At 40.8% G+C, this 23,849-nt stretch carries 15 protein-coding genes; 8 read left to right on the top strand and 7 right to left on the bottom strand.

All coding sequences use genetic code 11. The features are described from left to right. Positions 1-18 precede the first annotated feature (18 nt). The gene (locus HDE70_RS14980) at positions 19-885 is read left to right on the top strand and encodes a beta-1,6-N-acetylglucosaminyltransferase (protein WP_183867943.1); all 867 of its coding nucleotides are present in this window, start codon (positions 19-21) and stop codon (positions 883-885) included. Further along, positions 854-1,876: a hypothetical protein gene (locus HDE70_RS14985; RefSeq protein WP_183867944.1), complete on the top strand. Its 1,023-nt coding sequence runs from the start codon at positions 854-856 to the stop codon at positions 1,874-1,876. The genes HDE70_RS14980 and HDE70_RS14985 overlap by 32 nt, the downstream gene beginning before the upstream one ends. 7 nt (positions 1,877-1,883) lie before the next feature. Here the strand turns inward: HDE70_RS14985 and HDE70_RS14990 are convergent, their stop codons facing one another. Genes HDE70_RS14990 through HDE70_RS15000 form a run of 3 tightly spaced genes read right to left on the bottom strand, consistent with a single transcriptional unit; the run spans position 1,884 to position 3,964 of the window. After that, entirely contained in the window at positions 1,884-2,696 is an 813-nt protein-coding gene (locus tag HDE70_RS14990) for a methyltransferase, TIGR04325 family (protein ID WP_183867945.1), read from the bottom strand. A gap of 52 nt (positions 2,697-2,748) precedes the next feature. Next, a complete protein-coding gene (locus HDE70_RS14995; RefSeq protein WP_183867946.1) occupies positions 2,749-3,120 on the bottom strand; it encodes a sugar 3,4-ketoisomerase in 372 nt (123 codons plus the stop codon). Continuing rightward, on the bottom strand, positions 3,104-3,964 hold the full coding sequence (locus HDE70_RS15000) for a beta-1,6-N-acetylglucosaminyltransferase (RefSeq protein WP_183891117.1): 861 nt from the start codon (positions 3,962-3,964) through the stop codon (positions 3,104-3,106). The genes HDE70_RS14995 and HDE70_RS15000 overlap by 17 nt, the downstream gene beginning before the upstream one ends. Before the next feature lie 354 nt (positions 3,965-4,318). Between HDE70_RS15000 and HDE70_RS15005 the strand changes: the two genes are divergently transcribed. Further along, the gene (locus HDE70_RS15005) at positions 4,319-5,230 is read left to right on the top strand and encodes a glycosyltransferase family 2 protein (RefSeq protein WP_183891118.1); all 912 of its coding nucleotides are present in this window, start codon (positions 4,319-4,321) and stop codon (positions 5,228-5,230) included. A 6-nt stretch (positions 5,231-5,236) separates the two neighbouring features. Further along, on the top strand, positions 5,237-6,406 hold the full coding sequence (locus HDE70_RS15010) for a glycosyltransferase family 2 protein (RefSeq protein WP_183891119.1): 1,170 nt from the start codon (positions 5,237-5,239) through the stop codon (positions 6,404-6,406). Between the two features lie 13 nt (positions 6,407-6,419). On the opposite strand, the gene HDE70_RS15015 is transcribed toward HDE70_RS15010, so the two are convergent. From HDE70_RS15015 to HDE70_RS15030, 4 genes are read right to left on the bottom strand one after another with little or no spacing between them, the layout of a single operon-like run. Beyond that, entirely contained in the window at positions 6,420-7,175 is a 756-nt protein-coding gene (locus tag HDE70_RS15015) for a 4'-phosphopantetheinyl transferase family protein (RefSeq protein ID WP_183891120.1), read from the bottom strand. 10 nt (positions 7,176-7,185) lie between these two features. Further along, positions 7,186-11,244 (bottom strand): non-ribosomal peptide synthetase, encoded by a 4,059-nt coding sequence (locus tag HDE70_RS15020; RefSeq protein ID WP_183891121.1) that lies wholly within the window; start codon positions 11,242-11,244, stop codon positions 7,186-7,188. 1 nt (position 11,245) lies between these two features. Beyond that, positions 11,246-17,779 (bottom strand): polyketide synthase, encoded by a 6,534-nt coding sequence (locus HDE70_RS15025; protein ID WP_183891122.1) that lies wholly within the window; start codon positions 17,777-17,779, stop codon positions 11,246-11,248. Then, on the bottom strand, positions 17,772-18,563 hold the full coding sequence (locus HDE70_RS15030) for an FkbM family methyltransferase (protein WP_183867953.1): 792 nt from the start codon (positions 18,561-18,563) through the stop codon (positions 17,772-17,774). Before HDE70_RS15030 ends, HDE70_RS15025 begins: the two co-directional genes overlap by 8 nt. A 460-nt stretch (positions 18,564-19,023) precedes the next feature. Between HDE70_RS15030 and HDE70_RS15035 the strand changes: the two genes are divergently transcribed. The 4 genes from HDE70_RS15035 to HDE70_RS15050 are packed head-to-tail and all read left to right on the top strand — an operon-like array spanning position 19,024 to position 23,815. After that, positions 19,024-19,611, top strand: coding sequence for a TetR/AcrR family transcriptional regulator (locus HDE70_RS15035; protein ID WP_183891123.1), 588 nt, complete (start codon positions 19,024-19,026; stop codon positions 19,609-19,611). Between the two features lie 25 nt (positions 19,612-19,636). Further along, the gene (locus HDE70_RS15040) at positions 19,637-20,878 is read left to right on the top strand and encodes a Pycsar system effector family protein (protein WP_183867955.1); all 1,242 of its coding nucleotides are present in this window, start codon (positions 19,637-19,639) and stop codon (positions 20,876-20,878) included. Positions 20,879-20,885: 7 nt separating this feature from the next. Further along, positions 20,886-22,949 (top strand): polyphosphate kinase 1, encoded by a 2,064-nt coding sequence (gene ppk1, locus HDE70_RS15045; protein ID WP_183891124.1) that lies wholly within the window; start codon positions 20,886-20,888, stop codon positions 22,947-22,949. After that, positions 22,946-23,815, top strand: a complete 870-nt coding sequence (locus HDE70_RS15050) for an SdiA-regulated domain-containing protein (protein WP_183867957.1) — start codon at positions 22,946-22,948, stop codon at positions 23,813-23,815. The genes ppk1 and HDE70_RS15050 overlap by 4 nt, the downstream gene beginning before the upstream one ends. Positions 23,816-23,849 lie beyond the last annotated feature (34 nt).

The following is a 23,849-nucleotide window of genomic DNA, read 5'->3' on the forward strand; positions in this document are numbered from 1 at the left end:
GGTTAATTTAATTTTTCTATGCGTATAGCACATATCATAATTGCTCATAAAAATCCGGAGCAGTTAAACCGTCTTTTGCTAAAGATGCAGCATCCTGATTTTGATTTTTATATCCACGTGGATAAAAAGGTTGATATTAAACCCTATGAATTTATGGGTGCTATTCAGGGGGTCAGATTTATACAGCACAGGTCAATTTGTAATTGGGGAGGGTATAGTACGCTTCAGGCAATGATGAGTTCCCTCAAAGAAGTGTTGCTGAATGAGACAGAGTATGGGTTTTATAACTTATTAAGTGCCCAGGATTATCCGTTGAAAAGCAATGATGAGATCAATGATTTCTTTCAGCAAAATAAAGATAAGTCATTTATCTATTATGAAGCTGAAGATTCCAGGTGGTGGGAAGGGGCTGTGTATAGATTTCAGCGTTATCATTTGACTGACTTTAATTTCAGTGGTAAGTTCTTTATCGAAAATATGCTGAATAAAATACTTCCCGTGCGTAAATTCCCATTGGCGATGAAATTATACGGAGGAAGTAAGTCGAGCTGGTGGAGTATTAATAAAAAATGTGCGGTCTATCTTGCCAATTATTTTGATACAGAACATAAGATCAAAAAGTTTCTGAAGTTTTGCTGGGGAACAGATGAGTTTGTAATCCCGACGATATTAATGAACTCACCACTAAAGGATTATATTGTCAATGATAACTTACGTTATATAGATTTTCCGGATGGTATGGCGAACCCCAGGATTCTAAGACTGGCAGATCTGGATAAAATGCTTTCTTCTAACATGCTTTTCGCCAGGAAGTTTGATACTGGTATAGATATTGATATTTTAGCTGCAATTGATGAACATACCTCCCAAATTAACCGGGCTTAGCCCTGATCAGAATTTAGTCTTTCTTTCTTATGGTGCTGAGTCTGAATTTCGCAGAGCTATCTTTAGTATTTTAAGTTTTTACGCCTGGGCAGCTGCCAGTGAGCTCAAACGGACAAGAATTCTTGTTTATACCGATCAGCCCCATTTTTTTCAGACTTATCTGGATCAGCCTGAAATTGAATATGTGCTCATGACCCCTGCGGTGATGGAAGAGATGTTAGGTGGAACGGTATTTTACCATCGCCGGAAAATCGCTTCCATTGATATGACTTTTAAGAAGTATCCGCAGGACAATGTAATTTTTATTGATTCAGATACTTTTTTTACCGGGGATGCGGCCACGCTTTTGCAAGGAATAACTAAAGATCAGGCTTTTATGCACAAACGTGAATATACGTTTGAACAGGGGCTGGGTATCTTTAAGAGTTTTAATGAGGGTGAATTTCCCCAGGCATTTATTGACTATATCTCTGACCGCGATCTGATTATTGGCGGGAAACCGGAAAGATTTACCAGACATGATTATGGCTGGAATTCGGGTGTACTGGGGTTACACAGCAGTTTTGCGGAATATATGCCTGATGTATTCAGGTTAAATGATGAGTTCTATGAGAACTCCCGCTGGTTTATCAGTGAACAGATTGCTTTTTCATTAATCTTACAGCGCAGAAAGGTTTTAAAAGAGGCAGATGCGTTTGTAATGCATTATTGGGGTAAGCGTCAGAAGGTGATGCTGGATAAGTTGCTCACGGACTTCTTAAGCCGTTATAACCTGGCCGGGTTAAAAGATAAAACGCTGATCAAAAAAACAACAGCCAGGTGGAAGTTCAAAGTTGAAGTTGATATCATTCAGGAACAGGCAGCAATTGCACTTTCTTTAGGTTCCTGGTTATATGGGCTGAAAAAGAGTGCTCAGGTACTGCTTAAAGATCCTTTTAACTTTCTTTTATACAAAGAGTTAATTACAGCAGCAAGCTCAAAAAGAAAATAACAGGCTATTACGGCCTGATTTTCCACAATGAGCCTTCGTATCTGAATGGTTTGAACTGTACATAATACTTTTCATTGGCAGCTATGAAATCGTATGCTTTCTCATAATTTTCACAGAGCTTATCCTGGATTTTGACCCTGCTAAAGAAATAGCAAGGATAGGAGGCTTCAATCCCATAAAATACAGGGGGAACATGTTGTATAGTGATCCTGTCAGTATTGCTATTGTTATAACCCACATAATCCAGCATAATATAGGGGATCCCGGTTTCCTTAACCTCATCCAGCAATTGATATGGTTTGTCAATATATTGCAGCACACTACAGATCAGAAAGAGCTGGGGCTTGTTTTCTGCCATACACTCCTGAATGCTGCTGTAGAATTTTATGTGTTCATTTTCAAAGTGTTTCTTTCCTGCTTCCACGAACTTTGGTTGTTCGATAATGCACCACTTTAATTTCTTTAAATGTTTAAGGTAAGGATAGTTTTGATAATAGGTAGTGCCCAAAGAGCCGCCAAAGTCGATGACAGTCAGCTCGTTATCATGGGTGGAAGCAATGTATAGCAGTGTCTTTAACAAAGGGAAATTCATCTGAACGGTATCATAGGCAATCCCGTCCCGCTCATAAGCAATCTCTTTATTTTTAACCTGGTAAGTCGTTTCAATGATCCGGTTCAGGATATGATCTTCATCGTAACCTTTACATTTCTCTTTAGCCTGTTCATAGGTCTTGTAATTACCTTTCCAGCCGTATTTAAAACTATACCATCTTAAAGTATTCACAATAGGAGGGGCAAGTTCTTTCAATAAATAGAACATCCTTCGTTATTTTAAATTTTCTTCAAATGGACGGTTGAGTATTTTCAGGCTTTCATATGGAATCATAAGGCTCATAGATATAGTCTTTAGGATCAAATGCGGTAGAGGCCAGCACTAAAAGAATTGCATCTGCTGAAAAATCATGCATCACATGCCAGTCTTCGGGTAATAACATCAAGCATTTTTCAGGACTGTCTAAATCAAATATTTCTGTCTTTTTCCCGTTGTTGTTGGTGATTTTGCAGGATCCTTTGATACAGATAGCCGCCTGGTGGGTTTCATGATGTCTGTGACCTCCGCGATCAGTGTCATCCACAGAGTAGATGTAGAATAATCTTTTAATTTCGAAAGGAACAATATTATCAAGCACTGTCAAAATGCCTCTGCTATCTTTAAAAGTTTGTATATTAAGTATGTGCGCCATTTGCTAATAAGTTCTTATCTATTAAATTAAGGATTTCCGGATGCTCGGACATATTAAATTTCCTTGCAAACAGCATTTCTGAAGCTGCAATTTTTTCAAAGTCACTTTCATCCAGTGTTTTAGGGTTAGCTCCACCGGCTGACCAGTCAATATACCGGTAATTGTTATTGACAATTCTGTCTTTATATCTGGAATTCAATAGTATAGTCTGGAAAACAAATTCATCACTCGCCCAGCATAAAGAGAAGAAGTATTTAAGTTTCTGATCATTTTCAACGGTGTGGACCACGTGTAAGGCAACTTCCGGGCTTAACATCCAGAACATCGACTTACCATAAGGATGCAGGTTATAAGGGAGTTTCCTTTTAGGCATGATTTTATTGATCAGGTTTTCCAGCCTGTATTTCCCAATGAAGTTATAGCTGCTCAGGAAGTATTTTTCCATTCTGATCAGCCCTTCTTTCCAGTCATTTTTGATGTCACGGTAACTTAAGAACTCTTTACCCTTGTTGTTGAGGAAAAAATCATTGATAAAATCAGCGGATTTAACCGGATAATCCTGTCCGCTCAGAAAATTGATAAAATCATACCTGATACCGGTTTTTGAAATCTCCTTGATACATTCAAAGGTTGCGGTCACCGTACTGAAGCCTGCCCATTTGACATCGATCCTGTTATTAATGAAATAAACATTAGGGATATCTTTAAGAAATAAGTGAGGGTTTATGTCAAACTTCTTATCTACGTGAATATAGAAATCGAAATTAGGGTGAGATAAACTTTTGATCATTCGCTCTGTTTGTTCTGGACTGGTATAAGTAAGAATCAGATGGGCAATACGCATTTTCTGGTAGAGTTAATGAAGATTTCGTGTCAACTGTAACACCGACCCTATAGAAAAAATGGTGCCAGTATTAAAAAGCGATTAAAACGCTCAACGCTATTTTATAATAATTAATGTTTAAATGCTAACAGGCAATAAATTTAATATTTTATCTGCATTGTTTAGAGCCGATGCTAACTTAAAAGCATAAACCTCAATATTTGCCCAAATTGTAGATCCTCTTGTACAACATTTCATTATAAAATCTTTTTAGCTTGCTAAAATCAGAGCCCGTTGTTTTGGATTACTTATTGCTCTTAACGGCATAATCATTAGTAGCTGTTTACTGTATGGAAATTATTACTTTTACAAGGAATGAAACGCACTTCAATTATAACTGTTAATTTTAATCAGCCGGAAGTAACGCTGGATTTCCTTCAATCGGTAAAACTTCATACTAAGCTGGCTGAAGTGGAGGTTATTTTAGTCGATAATGGAAGCAGTGAAGATCATTCCGCTGTTTTCCTGAAAGAATATCCTGAACTTATTTATATTTCTTCTGCTGAAAACCTGGGTTTTGCGGGTGGAAATAATCTCGGAATTGCAAGAGCATCAGGGGAATATCTTTTATTTTTAAATAACGATACTGAAATTACCGGAAGCCTGGTGAGCGAGCTGACCGGCGCATTGGATGAAAATCCGGAAATCGGCTTAATCTCGCCATTGTTATTGTATTTTGATGCACCGGACGTAATTCAGTATGCAGGTTCGACCAAAATGAATTATATCACCTGCCGGAACAGTACTATTGGTGCGATGGAAACTAACCGGGGACAATATGACAGGGCTTTTGAGGAAACGGCTTTTTGTCACGGTGCTGCCATGATGTGCCGTAAGGCTGATCTGGCAACTGCGGGGTTAATGGACAATAACTTTTTCCTCTATTATGAGGAGCTGGACTGGTGCGAGAAATTTAAAAAAGCAGGTAAAAAGATATGGTTTACCGGCCGTACCCGGGTTTACCATAAAGAATCCATGAGTGTGGGAAAAGAAAGCAAGATCAAAACTTACTTTATGACCCGGAACAGGATGCTGTTTATCCGCAGAAATACCAGCTGGCTGAATACTTTGTTCTTTAGTTTGTATTATATCGGCATTGCCAGCCCGAAACAGGTATTCATGTATAGCAGGAAGAATAGGAAAGACTTGATCAAATGGGTATTCCTGGGTTTGAAATGGAATTTTACACATTCAAAAGATAGTAACGATTTGGGCTTTAAAATATAAATATTGATGATTATAGTTTTTTGGATCAGCATTTTTCTGATTGTATATACGTTTGTTGGTTATGGTTTTCTGCTTTATGTGCTGGTGAAAATCAAACGTTTATTCAGCAAGCCATTCGTTTTTAAAACAGATGCGGTTTTACCATCGGTTACCCTGATGGTGGCAGCCTACAATGAAGAAGATCTTATTGAGGATAAAATAAGAAATACTCTGGAGCTGGATTATCCTAAAGATAAAATTCAGCTGATTTTTATTACCGACGGGTCTTCTGACCAGACCGCAGCAAAGGTGAGTCAGTTTAAAGAGATCACGTTATTACATCAGGATTTAAGATCAGGCAAGATGGCTGCGATTAAGCGGGCCATCCCCTTAATTAACGGGGCAATTACGGTGTTCACAGATGCGAATACTTTTTTAAATGCAGAAGCGATTAAAGAATTGGTGAAACATTATCAGAATCCTGAAGTTGGCGCTGTTGCAGGAGAAAAAAGAATCCTGGTTGAAGCATCGGCCGATGCCAGTTCGGCAGGGGAGGGCTTTTACTGGAAGTATGAATCTAAACTGAAAAAGCTGGATTATGAACTATATTCAAATGTAGGGGCGGCCGGAGAATTGTTCAGTATCAGAACTGCCTTGTATCAGCCCGTTGAAAGTGATACGATTATTGATGACCACATGATTGCGATGCGTATCGCGGAAAATGGTTATGTGATTGCTTATGAACCGGCTGCCTATGCGATGGAAACTGCATCGGCAGATGTGAAAGAGGAGCTTAAAAGAAAGATCAGGATCGCAGCAGGCGGGATACAATCTATTCTGCGCCTTAAAAAAGCTGCAAATCCATTCCGTAATTTTGTATTTACTTTTCAATATATCAGCCACCGGGTTTTAAGGTGGACGATTGTACCTTTTCTTCTGATCCTGGTTTTTGTGCTGAACGGCATCATTGCATTTACCTGGCCTGTTGCCTTTTACCAATGGTTATTTGCTTTGCAGGTGCTTTTCTATGTATTGAGTATCGTCGGTTTTTATTTTGAACAGCGGAATATCCGTGTAAAGGCTTTATTTGTCCCTTATTATTTCTGCATGATGAATTATGCTGTACTGGCTGGTATTGGCCGGTATTATCAGAAAAACCAAAGTGCAGCATGGGAAAAGTCGAAAAGGAAATCCTGATTTTAAGCGGTTCTTAGCGGTTTAATAACAAGTTGTCGTTGAAGGTTACTAAAGTCGTATTTATGGGTACTGATGCAGCCTGTGTAACTATACTGAGTAAATAACCGGCAGCTAAGGCAGTCGTGTTAATATTCCAGTGGTCAGCAGTAGTTGTTAACAGCGAAGGGATTAATTGTAGGCCATCCAGACAACTCAGCAGCTGAACATGGTTCTCTAAGCCTTTGCCCGTTGCTTTGACAAAGGCTTCCTTTCTGGTCCAGATGATAAAGAAATCTGCTATAGGGCTGGCACTGGCTGCTAAAAAATCCAGTTCAGCTTTAGAGAAAAGGACTTCTGCGACTGGCCCGAAATCAAAATCCGGCTGTGCCAGTTCAATATCCACACCAAGCTGGTGAAGGGAGAGCGCAATAATTGCATGACTATCACTGTGCGAAGTATTAAAATGCAGGTCTTTATTTTCCGCTAAATGCGGTTTGCCATTGGTACCGGTAACGAACTTAACTTCTTGTGCCTGGCAGCCCTGATAAGCGGCCAGCAGTATTTTTAACAGTGCCCTTCTGATGATAAATCTGTTGGTGTCTCTTTTAAAATGAAAACGACAGGCCCGGTTTTTCTCTTCCGCAGACAGGACTTTTTCCAGTAAAGGGACCCTGTTCAGATAAAGGTCAGTATCAATATTCCAGATCAGTAATTCATTAGCCACGAGCTCAGGGTGAACTGAACTTACAGGAAGGGTCTGGGTATACTGGCAAAATAATCGGGCAGACATCAATCAAAATTTAAGAGACACTATCTAATACCTGCTGCAAAGTCCTTGCAAATTCTTTGTCGTTGGGAGCCAGCAGCATTGTTTTATGATCTCCGGGGACATCATGTACTTCAACTCCTTTTAAGGCATATTTCTGCCATCCCAGGTATTTGAAATCTTCCACAAAGTAAACATTATCGGTCGCTCTGAACAAATGTATTTTCTCTTCGAACGGTGCTAATTTATAAGCCTGATAAGCAATGTCATACTTCTTGTCAATGCGCCTCATAATCTCATATATCCCTCCTGATTCTGCTTCGGTTTGGTGCTGAATACCAAAAATTTCCTTTAACCTGGTAGTCATGATATGTTTTTGATAGTTAACTGTAGCCTTAGGGTTCTTAATGAATGAGGTGATGATCCACCAGAATTTTGGCAGCTGTTTCTTTACCCGTTCTTTAAAAACAGAGAAATTATTTCCATGGAAGTCCAGGTTTTTTGCATTTGTATCAAAAATACCCAGCATTTTAATCTCATGTCCCAGTTCTCTTAATTGTCTGGCCATTTCGATCACTACGTAACCTCCAAAAGAATACCCTGCAAGGGCATATGGGCCATGTGGATTCTGTGCGAGTATGCTTTCAATATAATAACGGGCAATGTCTTCCATGTTGTCCATAGGTTCTTCCACGCCATCCAATCCTTGTGCCTGGATGCCAAATACTGGTTGTTCCTGGTCTACATGCAGTCCTATTCCACTAAAGTTAAGGACATTGTATCCGCCTCCATGAACAATATATATCGGGGTTTTTGTACCCGATGGTTTAATCGGAACCAGTGAAGTATAAATAGTAGGGCGGTTTTGTCCATCCAGTAATTTACCTAAAGTCCGGATAGTCGGATATTCAAATAAAGTAGCCAGCGGCAAACCATGTCCATTAGTCTTTTCTATCTGGATCATGAACTGAATGGCAATCAGTGAATGTCCGCCCAGTTCAAAGAAATTATCGTCAATACCAATCTCTTTGACATCGAGTAATTCTTCCCATAGTTTGACAATGGTTGTTTCGGTTGGGGTCTGCGGCGCAGTGTATTTACTGAAATCCCCGGCATGCAAATGGTCGGGGGCAGGCAACAATTTCTTGTCTATTTTACCGCTGCTGGTTCTTGGGAATTCCAAAACCCAGACAAATACAGAAGGGATCATAAAAGCGGGTAACCTGCTTTGTATTTCATTTCTTACAAAAGCGGTATCCTGATTTCCAGTAGCAGAAGCTAAATAAGCGATTAATCTTTTCCGGCCGTTATGATCTTCCTTCGCAGTTACGACAACTTGTGCAATCCCCGGAATACGGCTTAATACCGCTTCTACTTCTCCAAGTTCAATCCGGTAACCTCTGATTTTAACCTGATCATCGTTACGGCCAAGGAATTCAATATTTCCATCAGGTAAAATTCTGGCCACATCACCTGTACGGTAGGCGCGTACCTGTTTTCCGTCTGGTAAAGTTAAGCTGACAAACTTTTCGGCGGTCAGCTCCGGCTTATTTAAATAACCGGCAGCGAGGCTGGCACCAGAGATACATAATTCCCCGATTTCCCCGGGGGCCAGGATTTCCAGATTTTCTGTAGTAATATAAATAAGGGTATTGGAAACCGGGCTTCCGATATTTGGTAAAGCCGGCCATTTTGATGGGTTTCCGGTTAATTTCAACTGGGTAACTACATGACATTCAGTAGGGCCATATTGATTGTAAAGGATACAGCCCGGAACAGCCCGGAAAAATTGTTCGATCTGCGGGGTAATTTTCAGTTGCTCCCCGGCAGTCATCACTTCCTTTAAAGCTTTTGGGAATTTACCCATGCTGGCTGCGGTTTCGGCCAGGAATTGTAAGGCTACAAAAGGCAGGTAAATCCTGTTGATCTTTTTTAACTCAATCTTATCAAGCAGGTTATCTGGGTTTAACCGGAGCACATCATCAATCAGGATCAATTGTCCGCCAGCACAAAGTGTGCAGAATATTTCCTGAAAGGAGACGTCAAAAGTTAAAGGTGCAAATTGCAGGGTTATACTTCCGGGACCAGCAATTGAATTGACCATTTGCCACTGGATTAAATTGACCAGGGCAAGCTGCGTCATATAAACGCCCTTGGGTTTTCCGGTAGAGCCTGAAGTGTATAGAACATACCCGTTCGGGTTTTGCTGGTTGCTGTTTTGTACGGGTAAGCTATAGGTAAGGTCAAAGTCTATTGTTTGTAAATCCAGTTGTTGAAAGAACTTGTTCTCAACAGCTCCGGCAATACAAAAATGGAGATTTGAATCACTGATAATCTGGTTCAGCCTGATCTCCGGATAATTAGGATCAAGTGGCAGATAGGCTTTTCCTGCTTTAAGAATGGCAAGAATGGCGACAATCATGTTAATACCGCGGGTGGTACTGATCCCGATGATTTCCTGGTCGGGTGCCCGGTTCAGGATGGCCCTGCTCAGGTTATCAGCCCTGATATCCAGGTTGCTGTAACTAATAGATTCATCCTGAAAAGTAATGGCGGTCTGATCTTTAAAAACTGCTGCTGCTTTTTCAAATAACCCCTGAATGGTGAACGCTTTCAAAGCAGCAATTTCTGCGCTGAAATCGGGTGTAGTTACTGCTGCAATAGCTGTACTTCTTTTAAATACGGGACTTGAAAGAAAATACGGGTTATCCTGCTGAACTAATGCTTTGAGTTTCTGCTCAGGATGTACAGTGATAAACTTTAAGATGTTTTCAAAACCAGCCATCATTTGCTGGATGGTCTGCTGTTCAAATAACTGCGTATTATAAGACCATTCCAGCACAAAAGAGTTTTCTGAGCCACTGGCATTGATGAATAGTTCAAAGCTTTCAAAAGCTCTTGGATTACTGATCAATTGATAATCGAGGGTATCAAAAGAAACACCGTCATCCAAACCCATGTCTACATTGAAAACAACAGGGGCCAGGGGAATTCTGGAAGGATCTCTTGCAATCTTCAGGTTTTTCAATAGGTTGCCCCAGGTAATCTGCTGATGATCGAAAGCATCCAGTACGGCTGATTTTCTGAGTTTCAGGTACGCTTTGAAACTGTAGTTTTTATTCGGATAACTTCTGATCGGAAGAAAGTTCACACAATGTCCTACCAGGTTATAGTGTCCGGTAACGGATTGTCCGGAAGCTGGTAAACCCACTACAATGTCTCTCTGCCCGGTTAAAAGGTGCAGGAAAACTTCAAATGCAGCAAGGAAAGTGATGACCAGGCTGCTTCCTTCCGCTTTTCCGGTTTCTTTGAGTGCATGAATCAGTTCGTGGGAAATGTGGAAATCTAACCGGTTACTTTTGAAAGTTCTGAGTTGCGGACGCTCATGGTCAGTGGGTACATCGAGCACAGGAATCTGCTGTTCATACTGGCTGAGCCAGAACTGCTCATTGGCTTTGCGCTCCGCACTCCCGGAGAAAGTTAACTGCTCATATGCAAAGTCAGTCAAGGAGGTAGCTTCTGCTAAGCCGGGATTGGTGTTTTTAACCAGTGCAGTATAGATTTTACTGATATCTTGTAAAATTATTCCCAGTGACCAGCCATCACAGATAATATGATGTCCTGTAAAAGTGAAATGGTATTCCTGATCGGAAAGCTTTTGCAGGCCGGTTTTAAACAGCGGGCCGTTTAAAAGATCGAACAGGAATAAGGCATCACGGTTTACGTATGCGTTGATCTCTTCTTCTTGCTGCGCTGAGCCCAATGCCGATAAATCTGCATAGGCCAGTTCATCTTTTACCTGGTCAAAAATCAGGATAGTCGCACCATCTCTGCTAAAGGCAGATCTTAAGGCTTCGTGACGCTGCGCTACTCTTTTGATCGTATCTTTTAATAATTCGGGCTCAATATTTCCTTTCAGACGAAGTGAAACAGATTCGTTATAAGCTCTGCTCGCATCATTCCCACCCAGCATACAAGAAGTCCAGATTTCTATCTGAGGCTCCGTTGACGGCGCGGTACGAATGATTTCTCCTGCTTTAAAAGGGTCGAAATCAACTTGTTTATAGGTTATGTTTTGTTTACGCACGCTCATTTTAACTATTTGACTCTACCTGAAGATATTTTTCCGGATTTTCCGGATCTGTGATAAACCAGGCAGGATTTCCCGATTGATCTCTTCCTAGTCTTGCACCCGGGACAGGTGGCTGAAGTATGCCATTTGGACGGCCGCTTTCAATTAAAGCAGGGGTTTCGTTTAAAGGGATCAGCCCGGCTTTGATTAATTCACTTGCACTTTCTTTGAATTTTGCTGCGATCTGGTTGATCTCATCCAGTGTATGCGCTTCTGTTAAAAAACAAGGGAAACCATCCCAGATATGAATTCCTTTATACCGCATTAAGGTAAATAGCAACTCACTGTATGGGTATTCTGTGGTAAATTTGAGCTTCCACAAAGAACCAAAATGAGCAGCAAACAGCGGCAGTCTCAATTCTTCAATGGTTTCATTTAATAAGTCAGCCAGGTAAGTGGTATTGTTATTTAATTTGAGCTGGAATTCATGACCTTTTGCTTTCATATATTCCAGACTGGCTTTACCGGCTGCCAGTGCCAGCGGGTGTCTGACAAAGGTCCCTGCGAAATAAGTGACACCTGCTTCCGGATAAGAAGCATCGCCATAAGACCAGAAACCGCCATCCAGTGCATCCATGAATTGTTTTTTTCCGGCGATAGCACCAATAGGTAAACCTCCGCCAATTACTTTTCCATAAGTACCCAGGTCGGCCTGAATGCCGAATATGGCCTGTGCACCTCCCTGATGGGCGCGGAAACCAGTAATTACTTCGTCAAAGATCAGTACGGTTTCAGATTTCAGCGTAATTTCCCTGATTTCTTTCAAAAATTCAACAGGCTGAAATTCTGGTCTTCTGCTTTGTACAGGCTCTACCAGAACAGCAGCAATTTCATGCGCTCTTTCTCTGATGATATTTAATGACTCTTCAGTCCCGTAGTCTAGGACCAGCATATTTTGTACAGCCTCAGGCATAATACCCGGAGCTGCCGGAAAGCTTTTTAATTTTTTAGTGCCCCTGATAATCACTTCATCATTAATTCCATGGTAAGAGCCAGAAAAAGAAACGATTAAAGAACGTCCTGTTACTGTTCTGGCGATTCTCATTGCACCTAAAACAGCCTCAGAGCCAGTATTACATAAAGCAGCGCGGTCAAAACCAGTAAATTCACAAATCAACTGGCTAACCTCACCAGCAAGTTCATGCTGCGGGCCTATTTCATATCCTTTTTCTACTTGTTCCAGGATTGCATTTTTTAATACAGGATGCTGAAAACCCAGTAAGTTTGAGCCGAAACCATTCAAAGCATCTATGTATTCATTTCCGTCAATATCCCATAAGTGGCTTCCAAGGGATTTATTGGCGACAATAGAATAAACAATTTCTTTGGTATAGGGCTTAAACCCGGAAACCACGCGGGGATCTGCCATATGAGCCCTGTGTTTTTGTGTATAAGCTTTACTGGCAGCAGTTTTTTGATTGTAACGCTGGGTTAATTGCGTTAAGAATTCTTTTTGATCAGGTGTTAAGGCAGTTGAACTTTTCTCAATTCTGGCAGTAGCCCCAAATGGTTTTTTAATTTCTATCAGTTCTTCCGCAGAAATATCTGTAGCAGGTACAAGTATCGGAGAAGCAGAAACTGCATTGCGGTAAACCGAAGGCGCAGATCCGCTCATCAATTCTACTTGTTTAGTCAATAACTGTAACTGCTGGGCGATTAACCCAAGGGCAGTGTCCGCGGGTGCAAAAGCGGCAGATCCGTTAACAGGCTGGCTATAAGCAGTTGAAACCGGTATTTCTGCGGGAGCTGCCTCCTGTGGCGTATTTTTATCTATATAAACAGCAAGTGCATCAATAGTTGAATATTCTTCATTCAATTGTCTGAAGCTGATCGGAAGAGAGAATTCTTTTTTAAATGTAATTGCTACCTGCGTAAGCAGCAATGAATCCAGTCCGATCTCAATAAAACTTCTATCCGGGGTAACGCCATCCATTTCAATTCCAGAGGCATTTTCCAGTAAGTGTTTTATCTTTTCAATCAGTGTATCTTTCCTCATGGCAGTAAGGGTATTTGTATTGATTTGGTGAGTATTGGTTAGTATATTTTGTTTGGTCTTGTTTTTTGGCTCAACCCAGTATCTTTTTTTATGATACCTATAGGCTGGCAGCTCAACGCTGCGCCTTTGCTGGTTGTTGTAGAATGCTTTCCAGTCTGGGGTTAATCCTGCTAACCAGGTTTTTCCCAAAGCAGTTAAAATAGCATCGTAAGAACCTGTGGCCTCTTTTTTATCTAAACTGGCAATTGCAGTAAAGGTAGTTTTCGCTTCATGCTGCCAGGCTAGTGTGGTACAGGTATTTCCGGGGCCGGTTTCAATCAATACCGGATGATCCAGTGCGAGCAGGGTATCCAGCGCCGGGGAAAACCGAACTGTTTTTCTTAAATGTTCTGTCCAGTAAGCAGGGTCTTGTGCTTGTGCATCGGTCAGGAAATCACCGGTAACTGTAGAAACAATTGGTTTTTGCGGCCTGTTTAATTTAACCCCGCTTACAATTTCACTAAAGTCTTTGAGGATCGGGTCCATCATTGCAGAGTGAAAAGCATGGCTGGTCAATAATCTTTTATGTAAGATCAGCCTTTCATCAAGCTGAAGCTGAAAAGCATCAATATCTTCATCTTTTCCGGCAACAACACATAATTTAGGGCTGTTTATTGCTGCAATAGCTAAAGTTTCCGGAAGGAATTTCTCAATATCCAAAGCAGAAGCCCTGACACTTAACATGCTTCCTTCTGGTAATCCGCTGACCATTGCCCCACGGGTGGCAATTAGTTTAAGACCATCTTCTAAGGTGAAAACACCTGCTAAATGTGCAGCAACGTATTCTCCAATACTGTGTCCGCAAAGGATAGAGGGCTGTATGCCCCAGCTCATCCATAAACGGGCAAGCGCATAAGAAGTGATAAATAATGCGGGTTGCGTGTATTTAGTATTGTTCAGCAGGATACCAGCTTGCACATCATCGGCCGCTGCGTAAATGAGCTGCCTGATATCCTGATCCAGATAAGCCGTTAAAATCGATACGCATTCATCAATGGCTGCCTGGTAAACGGGCTCATTTTTATAAAGTTCGGCGCCCATTCCAACATATTGTGCACCCTGACCTGGAAATAGAAATACTGTTTCGCCGGGTAAGGTTTTAACAATAGCGGAAGATACCTTATTTTCTGCTGTTAAAGTTTCTCCTTTATCTGCAACCAGGAAACTGCGCTGTAAGAAATCGGCTCTGGTGGTTTGCAGTGTATAGGCAACATCTGCTTGATTAAGCTCAGGTTGCGTATTCAGGTATGTTTTTAAAACCTGCTCATAAGCCTGTAAGCTATCCGCTGATTTAGCCGACCAGGTAAACAGGTTTTTTAACCGGCCCTGATCTGCATTCGGTGCTTTTAAATGGTCGTGTTCTTCTACGATAACGTGAACATTTGTTCCTCCGACACCAAAAGAGCTTACACCTGCTCTTCTTATTTGGTTTGTATCCCAGGGTTTTAACTGCGTGTTGACATAAAATGGCGAACCGGCAAATAAGATATTCGGATTGGGCTTTTCAAAGTTGATAGAAGGCGGGATTTCTTTATAATATAGAGCAAGGGTTGTTTTAATCAGGCCGGCCACACCAGCAGCGGCAGTCATGTGCCCCATATTGCTTTTAATAGAGCCTATGGCACAAAATTGCTGAGCGTTCTGCGTTCCGAAAGCTTGTTTCAATCCTTCAATTTCAATCGGATCACCTAAAGGGGTAGCCGTTCCATGTGTTTCCACATAAGATATCGTAGCAGGATCAACGCTGGCATCTGCAATGGCCATCGCAATGGCGGCAGCTTGTCCATCGGTACTTGGCGCAGTAAAACTTCCTTTAGCACCTCCGTCATTGTTTACGCCCACACCTTTAATGAGTCCGTAAATAGTATCTCCGTCTTGTAAAGCAGCAGCCAGTGTTTTTAAAAGCACTACTCCGGCCCCGTCACTGAATACTGTTCCGGTCGCATCTGCATCAAAAGAACGGCAATGTCCATCGCGGCTCAGCATGGCGCCTTCCTGGTAAATATGTCCGCTGTGAATGGGCGAAGTAATACTTGCCCCGCCAGCGATAGCGACATCACATTGGTTTTTCCGCAGGCTCTCTACTGCCTGGGTTACCGCAAGCAGCGAAGTAGAGCAAGCAGAGAAAACACTTACCGCAGGGCCTTTCAAGTCCAGTTCATAGGCTGTCCGGGAAGAGATGTAATCTTTCTCATTGACTGTCATGATCTGGAAACTGCCAACCTGATTGATCAAATCGGCGTTATCTGCCACATTATGCTGGAAATAACTGTTATTCCCGGAGCCGGCAAATACGCCGATAAGCCCATCATAAACCGCAGGTAAATGTCCTGATTTTTCCAGTACATCCCTGCTGATTTCCAGGAATACCCTTTGCTGAGGGTCCATGAGTTCGGCAAGTTTAGGATTGATTCCGAAAAATGCAGGGTCAAACAAATCTGCCCCATTCAAAATACCTCTTGCTTTTACATATTGCGGATCATTTTTGAACTCATCAGGGATAGAATAATCAAGGTCTTTAAAGAAAGTTATCGTTTCTTTTCCATTGCGCAATACTTCCCACAATTCTTCTACTGTGTCCGCACCAGGGAATTTGCCAGCCATGCCAATAATAGCAATCGGCTGTCCCGGATCTGAAGACCGTTCTCTGTGTTTTTTTGGCGCTGCGGATGCTGCATCAAGATAATTAACAAGCCTGCTGATTTGCGGGAATTGATAAAGTTTAGTAATCGGCAGTTCTATATGATAGTCAGTTCTTAAAGAAGAAACTGTTTTTAAAGCTAAAAGAGAGTTCCCGCCCAGTTCAAAGAAATTGTCATTGGTCCCGATCTGGTCTATTTCCAGTACACGGGCCCAGATCGCAGCAATTCTTTTCTCCAGAACGGTTTTGGCCGGACTGTAAAGGGTAGCTAACTCAGGTCTTTTACGTTCGGGTAAAGGAAGATTTTTCTTGTCTACCTTACCACTGGTTGTTTTAGGCAGATCCTCCATCCAGATTAAAGCGGAGGGGATCATGTATTCAGGTAAATGTGCTTCAAGTTCCTTTCTGATCAGACTCGTATTCATGTTTTCAGGACCGGCAACAAGATAGGCAAGTAACCGGTACTGACCGCTTAAATCTGCTTTAGCGGTAACTACGGCCTGTTTGATGCCTGCGAGCTGGTTAAGGAAAACTTCAATTTCTCCCAACTCAATTCTATATCCTCTGATTTTAACCTGATCGTCCTTTCTTCCAAGAAATTCAATAGTGCCATCATTTTCATAACGGGCAAGGTCACCGGTCAGATAAACACGGGTTTGCAGACCGTTTACAGGAATCCAGACGAATTTTTCTGCGGTTAACTCCGGCCTGTTCAGGTAACCTTCGGCAAGACTGATTCCTGAAATTGCCAGTTCCCCGGTTTCTCCTGCTTGCAGCAGGTTTTTGTCCTGGTCTAAAATATAAATGTTTGTATTGGAGATTGGCCGGCCAATATTTGGCAATAGCGGCCACTTGGCAGGTTCTCCTGTTAATTTAAGTTCCGTAACTACATGACATTCTGTAGGGCCGTACTGGTTGAAAAGTACGCAGTTATTTAAGCCTTCGAAAAATTCTCTGACCTGCGGAGTAATTTTCAATTGCTCACCCGCAGTCATGATTTCTTTTAAATGCGCAGGATATTGTTTATTGCCGGCAGCAGCTTCAGCTAAAAATTGCAGCGCTACAAAAGGCAGGAAAATACGATCTATAGCAGCTTCAGTGATAAAATTGAGCAGGTTAACAGGATCAAGCCTTAAATCATCATGAATGAGCACTAAAGTTGCCCCTGTGGTCAATGTGCAGAATATTTCCTGAAAAGACACGTCAAAAGTGATCGGCGCGAATTGTAAGGTTTTACTGCCCGGCCCTGTTATAGAATTTTGTTGCTGCCATAAAATAAGGTTGACCAGGGCAGCCTGTGTCATGTATACGCCTTTTGGCGTGCCTGTAGAGCCTGAAGTATAGAGTACATAAGCATTGGGATTTTGCACGATCTGCGGTTCCTTTTGCTGATACTGTGAAATAATAGCGGTACGAGGAGTGATAATATTTAATGCTGACGCGCTGAAAAGTTCCTTTTCTTCAACCGGGCAAATGCAGGTTTTTATACCTGAATCCGTAATGATCTGCTGTAATCTTTGTTTTGGATAAGCAGGGTCTAAGGGAAGATAGGCTTTACCGGATTTAAGGATGGCCAGTATAGCAATAATCATATCGGCAGACCGGGTTGTACTTAAACCTATCAGCTCTTCATTTGTTAATTCAGCGATTTTTGCACTTAACTTAGCCACTCTTTGCAGGAGTACTTCATAAGTGAGCTGCTCCTGCCTGAAAGAAAGCGCAGTAAGTTTTGGGAAATTCTTTGCTGCATCCTCAAAAAGAGAATAAACAGCAGGAGCAGTTCCCAAATCAATAAAATCCTGTTTAGTAATGTTATGCATTAATTTCTAATTTTTTTAACTGATCATAAATGTCTTTCCTGATAAACAGGCGTTTCATCGCAACCGTAGAATGTGCCAGCACATAACCGGCTTTCCTTAATTTATCACAGCTTCTTTTTATTCTGAAGTGGAATGATTTATCTTTTGTGTTATAAATTTCGTCAAATTCCACCAAGATAGCTTTAACATTTAGCTTATCTTCAATGATTGTATCTATTACCTTATATTCAGCACCTTCTATTTCTATTTTGAGCAGGTCTATATGCTGGTGATCCAGCTCTTTCATCAGATTGCCCAAACGATCGACGGGCGCTTCGATAAAGCTTTTTGATCCGGTAAATAAAATGGCAGAATGAGAGGAATAGTTCTCTCTTTGCGGATCATAGAACTTTAATATTTTCTTCTCGTCCCAAAGACCAACCGGAACAAACCTGATTTCAGCAAATTGTTTACTGCTGATATTGTAAACATAAGGCGCAAGGGTTTTGTCCAGTGTCAGCGGAATTCCATGATTGACATAATCTTTAACCTGGTTGAAGTGGTTAATCCCATAAGGTGAAGGGTCAAAAATGTAAACTTTGGCGTCAAAAGTTATTTTAAGCTCTGTGTCAAAAGAAATATCTTCGCCGGCGCCTACGCAGTAACAGATGGAATGTGATCCTAAAAAATTGTCAGGAACCATATATCCATGTCTTGCGGAGCCGAAATAGCTTAGATTCTTCAATGGTTGTACGTTGGATTGATGATGAATGCCGAGCATTCTTTTGATAAATTGAGTTGCCATCCTAAGAATGCGATTGAGTTTGCGTTAAAATTACGTTCTGATTAGTGTTATCTTAATATAAGAAAATTAAGTGAAATTCTCTTAATTAATTAAATAATATCAGGCCGTTTTGATTATGGTTGTCCAGCTTGTTTACTGCATTATTAGTATGACTTCATTATTCTGGTTGAATGTTAAATTAAAGATTCATTAATTTTTGGTATCGTAAGTGTAATGAACAAAGATCGTTCCTCTTCTGATGCGCAGAAAAGTGAGTTCAGGATAACTTGTTGCTGTTTCGGTTTAAAACAAATTGTCATTATTTTGTTACCATTGGGTAGTATCATTTATCCGGGAAGGAAAGGGTTTCTTTTTATTCATTAGGGTATTATTTTCCCCAGTTAAATTCAATACTTTTGGAATTCAAAATTGGTCTGAAATTTAGCAGACCTGTTTAGCAGTACCTATTGAAACAATGATTATGGATAAAGATGAAATCGTAATTAGTGAGATCTTAATTGCCGCCAAATCTTTGTTTGGGAAGTCCGGATTAAAAAAGACCACTATAGAAGATATCTCTGCGGCAGCCGGAAAAGGGAAAAGTACCCTTTATTATTATTTCCCCGGTAAAAACGAAATCTTCGCTGCCGTTGTTAAAGATGAAATGAAAACAGTAATCAGGAATTTGCGCGAAACGGTAAACAGGGTACTTTCTGCGGAAGATAAACTAAAAGCTTTTCTGAATTTTCAAAGTACGGCTATTCTGGAATTCCGCAGTCTTTATAAAGTGATTTTTGTGGATATGATTGAATCCAGAAGGATGTTGCTGCCGCTTCGGTTAAAATATGAGCAGATGCAGCTGGGGATGATCAGTGAAATTATTTTGGGTGGCACACAAAGTGGTGAGTTCAGAGATCTTTCTGCTGAAAGTATCCATAAGATGTCCTTTGTACTGATCGTTGCTTTCAGAGGCCTGCACTTTCCACTTTCGATTAATCCTTCAGAAATACAATCCCACGAATATTTTAATGAGCTGGTAGATATGCTCATTGAAGGTATTGGGAATTAAGAATTTAAACCTCCATATTTATAAGATGAATTACCTGGATATACTAGATCAGGTCAGAGCGCATGTCTCAAACTTGTTTCACATTAATAAAGACGAGAGATTAACTTACCACAACTTGTTGCATACCGAGCAGGTTGTTAAAGCTGTAGTTAAAATAGCCAATCATTATCAATTGTCGGATCATGACTTTTTTGTAGTCAATGTAGCTGCATGGTTTCATGATATTGGTTACCTGACCAATTGTGAAAGGCATGAAGAGCGCGGGGCGGCACTGGCTAAGGAATTTCTGGAATCAAAGGGGGCTGAGCCGGAATTAACAGGTTTAGTGACCAATTGTATCCTGGCTACAAAAATGCCGCAGCGTCCGGTTGGGTTGTTAGAAGAGATTGTGTGTGATGCCGATCTTTTTCATTTAGGCAGTGAAGATTTTAAGGAAAGGAATAAACTGATCCGTAAAGAAGCAATTGCTTTTGTGGGAAGAGATATTGATAAAGAGGAGTGGCGTTCAAAAACCATTGTTCTTTTCGAAATGCACCATTACCATACCGATTACTGCCGGGATTTACTGTCAGCAAAAAAGGAATTAAACCTGAAAGAATTGAAAGAAAAAGTGTTTAAAGATAAACATGGGAAAGCAAAGGAGGAGGCTCTTCATGATTCGCCCCCGGTTATCTCAGAAAAACATACCGAAGTAGTCGTGGAGAAAAAAAATAAAGATAAAAAGCAGAAAAGTGACCGTCCTGATAAGGGAATAGAAACTATGTTCCGGATCTCTTCTGGTAATCATCAGCGGTTAAGTGATATGGCGGATAATAAAGCGCATATCATGATTTCTACCAATTCTATCATTCTGTCAGTTACTTTAAGTGTGCTGCTGCGTAAACTGGAAGATAATCCTCATTTGATTATTCCAACCTTGATATTGTTGATTATTTGTGTGGTGACCATGGTATTCTCTATCCTGGCGACCAGGCCTACTGTACCTCCGGGAACTTTTAGCCAGCAGGATATTGATGAAAAAAAGGTGAACTTATTGTTTTTTGGTAATTTTTACCGGATGGCGCTGCCTGATTATGTGAACGGAATGCAGAAAATGATGGAAGACAGAGATTTTCTTTATGGCAGCCTGATCCGTGATTTATATTCTCAGGGTGTGGTTTTAGGCCGTAAATACCGGTTGCTGAGAATTGCCTATAATGTGTTTATGTTCGGTATTATTGCTTCAGTTCTTGCCTTTGTGATTGCCAGTGCAATAGTCGCTTTATAAAAATACAATGACAGAATATACCTTTTTTAACCGTGATCTGAGCTGGTTAAGTTTTAATGAGCGCGTGCTGATGGAAGCCGAAAATGAGCAGGTCCCTTTATTGGAGCGCATCAGGTTTCTGTCTATTTATTCTTCCAATCTGGATGAATTTTACCGGGTGAGGATGCCGGTTTTGATGGCTATTGATAATTTTGACGAGAGTACCGGATTAAATAATAACTATTATAAAGCTCAGTTTTTAATCAATCAGCAGCAGCAAAGATTCGGGCATTTACTGGCAAACCATCTTTTACCTGCTTTAAAAGCAAAAGATATACATTGGTTATACAATGAGGCTATCCCTGAATCCATAACAGATGAATTATCCCGGATCTTTTTTAATGAGGTACTGGCTTATATCAGGTTGTTCTCAGTAGCGAAGGATGAAGATGGTTTCTTTGCTGAGAATAACAGGTTATACCAGGCTGTAATCTTGTCGGATGCAGCGGGTATTGAACGTCTGGAATTGATCACTATTCCTTCTGATGCGTTACCGAGATTGTATGCAGTGAATAAAGAGGATCAGAAGTATGTTGTTTTTCTGGATGATATTATCAGAAATAACCTGAGCTATCTTTTTCCTGCCGAAGAGATCAAAGGGGTTTTTAATATTAAAATCACCAGGAATGCGGAGATGAATATTAAAGAGGAGACCGAAGATCTGGATGAAGATATTACGGTTGCGCTGGAAAAGGAGTTAAAGAAAAGAGATCTGGGTACAGCTACGCGGTTTTTATGTCAGCCTGGGATACCACTGAGACATCTTTACAAGATTATCTACGCACTTAACTTAGCCAATTCTTCGGTTGTAGAGGGTGGGTATTACCACAATATGAAGGATCTGAGTGATTTCCCGTTGCATGAAGCGGAATTAAACTATCCGAAGTGGCCGGCATTGCCAAACCTGCTGCTGAAAAAGGAAGAAACGCTCTTTGAACAAATCTTTAAAAGGGATTTAATGGTTCATGTGCCTTATCAGAACTATGATCCGATATTAAGATTCTTCAATGAAGCTGCAAATGATAGTTTCACGGAAGAAATTTATGTGACGCTTTACCGGGTCGCTGATAATTCCAGAATTGTCAATGCGCTGATGACTGCGGCAAAAAACGGAAAAAAGGTTTCTGTAATGGTAGAGCTGAAAGCCAGATTTGATGAAGCTAATAATATCAAATGGGCTTCCTGGATGAAAGCTGCGGGCGTAAAAATTATCTATAGCAACAAAGAACTGAAGGTACATGCAAAGGTAGCGCTGATTAAAAGAACAGTCAGGGATCAAAGCCATTATCTGGGGCTGCTGGCCACAGGAAATCTGAATGAGTCAACGGCACGTTTTTATACGGATCATATTTTATTGACGGCTAACCAGGCTATGCTCGGAGAGTTGAAACTGTTATTCGGTTTCCTGAGCAAGAAAAAGAAAAAACCGCAGCTTGAAGACGCGATTAACTTTGAACATTTATTGGTTGCGCAGTTTAATTTACAGCAGAAATTTATAGCACTGATAGACCGTGAAATCAGCAATGCCAAAAAAGGATTGCCATCAGGGATCGTGATAAAAATGAATAACCTCGAGGAGCGGATATTAATTTCCAGGCTTTATGAAGCTTCGGCTGCCGGGGTAAAAATACAATTGATTGTACGCAGTGTCTGTTGTCTGATCCCGGGAATTGAAGGGCAAAGCGAAAATATTACGGTGAAACGTATTGTAGACAGATACCTGGAGCATGGCCGGATTTTCCTTTTCCATAACAACGGGGCGGAAGAGGTTTATATGGGATCGGCCGACTGGATGAACAGAAATATTTATGGAAGAATAGAGGTCTGTTTTCCAATCTACGACCAGGAATTAAAAATAAGACTGATAGAAATCTTAAATTTACAATTAAACGATACTGTTCAGGCGGTTGAACTTAACGAAGAGTTGCAAAATAACTATTGTGCTGGTGAGGTTAAGATCCGCTCTCAGCAGGCTATTTATAGTTTTCTGAAAGAGACTACTGCACATACCATTGAACTTAACGCATCATGAAAGCATTTCTTAAAAAGCTGAGTTACCTTTTGCCACTACTGATTCTGATCGGTTTTTATGCCTGTAAGCCTGCAAAACAATCTTATTCAAGCCCTAAAGGATATGATTTCAATCATCCTGAGAAATTCATCATGCCTGAAAGTTTGCACGAGATCTCTGGAATTGCATTTTATAAAGGTAAAAGTGATACCGTCTATTCTATACAGGATGAGGAAGGCCGTCTTTACAGACAAGCCTGGGGAAATAAAAAACAGCAGCATGCGGTTTTTGGTAAAAAGGGAGATTATGAAGATCTGGCAATTTTAAATGAGACCGTCATTATTCTGAGAAGTGATGGTACACTTTTTACTTTCCCTTTTACAGAGGCTATTCAGCCGAAAGTACGGAAGGTCAAAGAATGGAACGATATCCTTCCGGATGGTGAATACGAGAGTATTTATGCCGATCAGCAAACCAACCAGGTTTATCTGCTGTGTAAAAACTGTAAAGGAGATAAAAAAAGCCAGACGATGTCTGGTTCTATTTTTACTTATAACCCGGCGAAAAAGGAATTGATTGCTTCAGGGAATTTCTCTATGGATCTGAGCGAACTGGTAACTTCAGGACAGATCCTGAAAACCGGATTAAAAGCTTCCGCATTAACCAAAGATCCGCATTCAGGAGATTGGTATATTCTTTCTTCGGTGAATAAGCTTTTGGTTGTGGCCAGTCCGGACTGGAAGGTTAAAAGCGTACACCGGTTAAATTCTGCTATTTTTGCCCAGCCAGAAGGAATAGCTTTTGATAACCAGATGAACCTGTATATTTCTAATGAAGGTGATGAACTGAGTTCTGGAAATATTTTAAAGTTTAAGCGTAAACCCTGAGAATCTGATTAAATTAATGACTCTTATAATTGAA

Origin of the sequence: Pedobacter cryoconitis (assembly GCF_014200595.1) — a bacterium.
GTDB lineage: Bacteria > Bacteroidota > Bacteroidia > Sphingobacteriales > Sphingobacteriaceae > Pedobacter > Pedobacter cryoconitis_C.